Below are 6134 nucleotides of genomic sequence, written 5' to 3' on the forward strand. Positions count from 1 at the left end.
ATTATACGTCGGCACGCATTAAATGCGTCGAATTATTATTTAATTCTATCCCCTTATCTTTTCCCACAATAACGGTACCGCCTAAATTACATAAATGATAATCAAAGGCACAATTGGGTTCAAACGCAAATGTCATTCCTGCTTTTAAGATTAATTCACGCCCAGGATTAGGCAGTCGGCTTATATGTCCATATTTTTGAGCTAACGGTAATATTTCAATTCCTGGAGCCGTACCAAAGCCAATTGGGCCATAAGGATTAATGCTATGAATAAGCGGATGAACATGCCAACCTTTTGCCTTTAATAATGGTTGTTCCATTTTGTCCACCAACTCCCCAAAGGTAATGCCTTCTTTGAGATTCTCTACACCTATCTCATAACATTCTCGCGAAACTTGTGCAGCTCGCTCAATATTAGGGTGTATTTTCCCGACTGCCACCGCAGCTTGATGCTGGGTTTCATACATCCCATACAGTGCGAAAATTTCAGTTAATACGATATCTCCATATTGTATTTCCCTTGGTTTTTGCGAGCGGTATTGCCATGCTGGTTGTCCCCAACCAATATATTCAGGGCCTGAACCCATTAAAATTTCTGCTGTAAACCCACCCATCGATAAACATGTTGAAGTCACTGCCGCAGCAATATCCGCTTCGGTATTTCCGGGAATCGCTGTTTTGCGCATCGCTTCACTCATGGCTTCACCAATCATGGCCGCATGTTTGATATGCGCGATTTCTTCATCGCTTTTGACCGAGGTTAATTGGAAAAAGGCTTTATAAACCGGCACAAAACTCACATTCGGTAATTGCTCTTTAATACCTGACAACGTATTAAACGGCATTGCACCATCAAAATAGAATGGCGGATATGGTTCAAGCCCAATGACGCCTATCTGAGCATTCGGCGATACCCCTAACTGAATCAAAATATTGCCGATATTGCGCCCTGTTTTTCCCACCATAATCTGTTCAGGTGAAATCCATTGCATATCATTACGTAAAGACGCCTGCATATGGTCGGCCACCATCATCGGCGCAAATGTCACCACTATTGGAGCTTTATCTTGATGGAACAGCACCACCGAGCCCAGTCTGTCATTAGTAAAATAATGATCGATACAAAATGGTGCCGGTGCGGCGGACTCCCTATCGCCATACACCATCAAAACTTCCAGATCATGCTCCTTCATAATTTTACGAGCCAAATCCCATCGTCTATCACGCTCTTTAAGGGTAAATGGAGCGGGTATCATTGAATTCATCATAATTTCCTCATTTGCATTATATTTAATTCATTTGAATGAATTAAATATTGATCGTGGTGATATCGAAGTCAAATTAATCATAAGCATTAAGTGCTATCGCTAGGAAATTACTTGCCCCAAAAACGGATAGTGAATTGAAAATTCAGAAATAAATAAACAAAGTCCCAATCAAACTTTTTGATCATCCTTTGAATAGTTTCGAGTGTATACTAGTGTAATCTCAACGTTTTTAACCCTAACCGATGCCAAATGACATCCCCTACCATTCCCAACCAAAGGTTTGTATATGAATAATTTTGAGTTTTACAACCCAACGCGCATTGTTTTTGGTGAAGGTAAAATAAGTGAATTGGACCGATTGGTTCCCGCGAATGCAAAAGTCCTCGTGCTATTTGGCGGTGAAAGTGCTCGCAAGAATGGCACCCTCGATGAAGTTGCGAGTGCATTGAAAAATCGCCAGATTGGCTATTTTGGTGGGATTGAAGCCAACCCTCGCTACGAAACCTTAATCAAAGCTGTCGCGCAAATTGAACACGAAGGTTATGATTTTTTACTGGCTGTTGGCGGTGGCTCCGTCATTGATGGTACTAAATTTATCGCGGCGGCAGTCAATTACGCAGGAGATAAATGGGAAGTGGTGACCAGCGGCGGTGCCACTATTGAACACGCATTACCTTTTGGTACGGTGTTAACCCTCCCTGCTACTGGCTCTGAAATGAACAAAGGCTCTGTGATCACGCGTGAGGAATTACACGCCAAATTAGCCTTTATGAGTGACAAAGTTTTCCCTCAATTTTCTATTTTAGACCCGGTTAAAACCTACTCATTACCACCTCGTCAAATCAGTAATGGGGTTGTGGATGCGTTCGTACACGTTATCGAGCAGTACCTCACCTACCCTGTAAATGCCAATGTTCAAGACACATTTGCTGAAGGTCTACTGAGAACCTTGATCGATATTGGCCCGAAAGCCTTAGCAAATCCAACCAATTACGATGTGCGCGCCAATTTAATGTGGACAGCAACATTAGCGTTAAATGGTTTAATTGGTGTTGGCGTACCGCAAGACTGGGCAACCCACATGTTAGGTCATGAAATCACCGTTCTCTACGGTTTAGATCATGCCCAAACCTTAGCCATTATCCTGCCTTCCTTAATGGAAGAAAAACTGCCTCAGAAACAAGCGAAAATGGCGCAGTATGCAGAACGCGTCTGGGATATACGTGAAGGCAGCGAAAAAGAAAAAGCACTCAAAGCCATTGAATTAACAAGAGACTTTTTCGAATCAATGCAAGTGAAAACACGCTTTAAAGATTATCAGCTCAACCAAGATATCGTAGAGCCTTTAGTTGAGAGCCTCGTGGCGCATAGCATGGTGACACTCGGGGAACACCGTGATATTACCCCTGAAGTGAGCCGTCGAATTTATCTCGCTTCATTATAATGACCGTGTATTATCAAAAGAGCGCATTCCCTTGCGCTCTTTTTTAATGACTCGAACAGGGTTTTAAGTTCACTTCCGCGACCAACCATTTCAACAATAACGCCGCGCACCAAAAACGATGACTTTTGATATTGAGAAAGGCAACCGACTCTTAATTTATATGCCGATTAAATAGGATGATGAATCAATAATTAATTGATTTTTTATGCAGTTAAGCAGATAGCAGATAACTCTACTATCTGCGTCGCCGCTATCTTTAGCCAGATAATTGATTGGCAATGGCACAATAGCATGATCAAAATATTGTTTTGATTTCCCGCCCTAATAACCCGTTTCTTGGTGCCGCAATTTTATGTATTTTATATAACAAAACTACATAAAACATTTTTGTAACAATCGTTTTTATAGCTATCGTTTTTATAACAACCATCTTTATAACAACAATGTACTCCTAGGTCGTGAGCCATGTTTTCTAAATCCAATATCTCGAATACTGCCCTGCTCGCGTCTTCGCTGCTATTAACCATCGGGCGCGGCGCCACATTACCATTTATGGCAATTTATCTGACACGCCAATACCATATGGCGATCGATATCGTCGGTGTTGCTATGACTATTGCCTTAACGGTCGGCGTGCTATTCAGTATGGGATTTGGCATGCTGGCGGATAAAGTCGACAAAAAACGCTGCATGCTTATTGCGGTGATAGCGTTTATTTGTGGATTTATCGCGATCCCGCTCATGAACAATGCCCTATTGGTGATTATATTTTTCTCACTAATTAACTGCTCTTATTCTGTTTTTTCGACTGTTTTAAAAGGCTATTTCGCAGATACTTTATCACTATCCTTAAAGACTAAAGTGTTTTCGCTCAACTACACCTTTATCAATATCGGTTGGACGGTCGGGCCCCCAATGGGCACATGGTTATTAATGTACAGCATTAATTTACCATTTTGGCTAGCGGCAGTCTCCGCAGCCGCCCCTATCTTTTTTATTCAGCGATTTGTTCAAAGCACCAAACCTGCTAGCCATGTTGATGGTCAACCGCGAGTGTGGAACCCTAAAGCAATGCTCCACGACCGTGCATTGGCTTGGTTTATTCTCTCCACTTTTCTCGGCTCACTCGTTTTCGGCTCTTTTACCACGTGGATCTCCCAATATGTGATCACCGTTGCTAACAGTGACTTTGCACAAGCGGTAATTGGCGTGATTTTACCTGTCAACGCCGTCGTCGTTGTCACATTGCAATATACGGTAGGTAAACGCATTACGCCGGATAACTTAAGACGCTTAATGACCATTGGTAGCGTATTCTTTTTAGGGGGGTTAGCGGTATTTATGGGGTCTGGCGATAATCTCTATTTATGGGCATTAGGCTCATTTATCTTCACATTGGGCGAACTTATTTACGCACCGGGGGAATATATGCTAATTGATAGCATTGCCCCTGAAGGCATGAAATCCAGTTACTTTTCCGCACAGGCGCTAGGATTACTTGGCGGGGCATTTAACCCTATGATGACGGGGTTCGTTCTGACTGAACTTCCTCCGTATTTTATCTTTATTATCTTAATGGTGGTGACAGTACTGGCATGGCTAAGTATGCTTAACGGCATGCGAATTAAAAATAAACAAACTCTCGCATTGGCAATATAAACTGCGGTAAACGTGGTTTGCTGTATAAATAATCTTCCTTATGTTTAATTACCCGCTAATAGCTATTATTAGCGGGTTTCTTTTTTCTATTTCAACGCCCTATTTCAACAGGGTCATTTTTAAGGTTTCCCCGAGAATTTTTATCGCGTTGCGCCGTCTTGGGATCAACTCTAATGCATAGTTAATACGCAGGTGGTTTGGGTAGCAATCCCCTGTGGCAAAGTGGGCTCCCGTCAATACCGTCACTTTATTGCGATGTAAAATCTCCATCAATTTCGCAGTATCTGCTGCCGGATGCTCGACCCATAATGAAAATCCGCCTTGAGGCCTTGAAATTCGAGTATTCACGGGGAAATGCGTTTCAACTAATTCCCGGTATTGGCACTGTAATTCACGATATTGCTGACGCATTCGGCGTAAATGCAAAAAATAGTGTCCTTCTTTTAAGAAATTACTCATCACTTGCTGCATAAAAACTTCGCCAGAACAATGTGATAAGTATTTTAAATGCATAACTTTCTCTTTGTATTTACCGGGAATTATCCACCCCGTCCGTGTTCCCGGTGCAACGGTTTTAGAAAATGAACTGCACAGAATCACATGACCTTCGGTATCCAGAGATTGGATCGTTGACGGACGCGGATAAACATATGCAAGAGGCGCTAAACAATCATTCTCGATAACCGTACCTTGATATCGATTAGTCATCTCAAGTAACCTTTGCTTATTTTTTTCCGGCATAATACTGCCCATCGGGTTATTGCATGTCGGCGTCACCACCACCGCTTTAACTTGCCAACATTGAAAAGCTTCTTCTAACCTATCCAAGTTAATTCCTATTTGCGGATCAACGGGAATTTCGATGATTTTACGACCCAGCCCATAAAGCGTCTGCAATAATCCAGGAAACGTCGGCGATTCAACAGCAACCACATCATTCGCTTGGGTACATGCTTGAATTGCAATAGAAATCGACTGATGAGCGCTAGTGGTCGTCACAATATCATCAGGGGTAAATGACTGGCGATAATCAGACACATGATAAATTTGCTCTCTGAGTGCAGCTAACCCTTGTAAGCTATCATACTCAAGTGTTAACGGATTACGGCGGCGAGCCACCATGTTCATTTCTTGCCATAAAGGTTCTAAGGTTTTATCGGCAATATTAGGTACCGCACACGATAACGATGTGACCCCTACGTGCTCTTCAACACGCAAAAAGTCCATCGTCGGGTTCCACTTATCAATATGAACAGGCTTTTGAATATAATTAGCCACTTTCGGTAATTGTGCTGTGATCTTTTCAGGGATCACGAAATAACCCGATTTTGGTACTGCATAAATGAGCTGACACCGTTCCAATTCACGATAAGCTAGTTGAGCCGTGGTAATGCTCACATCATGGCAGCGGCTAATATCACGTACCGACGGCATTTTCTCACCACCAAGAAACTCCCCTCGATGGATTTTGCTCTGTAGCATTTGGGCTATCTGTTTATAGAGCATCGCACTCATTTCCTTAAAATCGAATTACCGTATCTGTAATTTAATACAAATTTCGCTGAAATGATCTGTATTTTACAAAAAAGCCAATCTGTCACTTTTTTAAGTCAATTTCTCATGCGAAGCTAAATAAACAAAATACAGCAATAGGATTTTATTTATGGAATATGAAAAAAACATAAAGGGTAAACCATACCCAAAATTTATATTAATACAACCAATCACGTTCATGTTTCGGTGGTTAATATCATTATTTATAAG

Annotated in this window: 4 protein-coding genes; 2 read left to right on the forward strand and 2 right to left on the reverse strand. The window is 41.8% G+C overall.

Translation table 11 applies throughout. From position 1 onward, the window contains the following. Position 1: 1 nt before the first annotated feature. Entirely contained in the window at positions 2-1264 is a 1263-nt protein-coding gene (locus JK188_RS06645) for a M24 family metallopeptidase (RefSeq protein WP_211886410.1), read from the reverse strand. A gap of 289 nt (positions 1265-1553) precedes the next feature. On the opposite strand from JK188_RS06645, the gene JK188_RS06650 reads away from it, so the two are divergent. Together JK188_RS06650 and ydeE are read left to right on the forward strand one after the other, a co-directional pair. Next, positions 1554-2711, forward strand: a complete 1158-nt coding sequence (locus JK188_RS06650; RefSeq protein WP_211885588.1) for an iron-containing alcohol dehydrogenase — start codon at positions 1554-1556, stop codon at positions 2709-2711. A 465-nt stretch (positions 2712-3176) separates the two neighbouring features. Continuing rightward, entirely contained in the window at positions 3177-4370 is a 1194-nt protein-coding gene (gene ydeE, locus JK188_RS06655; protein WP_036948034.1) for an efflux MFS transporter YdeE, read from the forward strand. Between the two features lie 99 nt (positions 4371-4469). Here ydeE and JK188_RS06660 read toward each other — a convergent pair whose 3' ends face one another. Next, entirely contained in the window at positions 4470-5876 is a 1407-nt protein-coding gene (locus JK188_RS06660) for an aminotransferase-like domain-containing protein (RefSeq protein WP_249215395.1), read from the reverse strand. Positions 5877-6134: the final 258 nt, after the last annotated feature.

Source organism: Providencia sp. JGM181, from assembly GCF_018257375.1.
Taxonomy (GTDB): Bacteria; Pseudomonadota; Gammaproteobacteria; order Enterobacterales; family Enterobacteriaceae; genus Providencia; species Providencia lanzhouensis.